This window comes from Streptomyces azureus, from assembly GCF_001270025.1.
GTDB classification, from domain to species: Bacteria; Actinomycetota; Actinomycetes; order Streptomycetales; family Streptomycetaceae; genus Streptomyces; species Streptomyces azureus.
In genome coordinates this window covers 1-227 of the sequence record NZ_DF968460.1, presented here as the reverse complement: position 1 = coordinate 227, position 227 = coordinate 1, and the positions used below count along the sequence as shown (strand labels likewise).

At 61.2% G+C, this 227-nt stretch carries 1 pseudogene; it reads right to left on the bottom strand.

The annotated features are described in order from the left end of the window. Positions 1–86 (bottom strand): annotated as a pseudogene (locus AOQ53_RS45375) (IS5/IS1182 family transposase); the annotation flags it as partial. Between the last annotated feature and the right edge of the window lie 141 nt (positions 87–227).

Genomic DNA, 227 nt, shown 5'->3' with positions numbered 1-227 from the left:
CGGAACCGCCGCTCATGCTTCGGCAGCAGCGGCTCGATCACCGCCCACAGTTCGTCGCTGACCTCCCAGGGCTTCCGCCGTGTCATGGTCACCCCCACACAACACGGGATCACGTACCTCTCCACCGTGCTACAGGAAGATCATTCTGCAAGGACCCCTTAGGGCGCGTCTCTAGTTGTGATCATCAGGTTTACAGAAGGCTGCCGATCCAGATGGTGGCTGCGCGG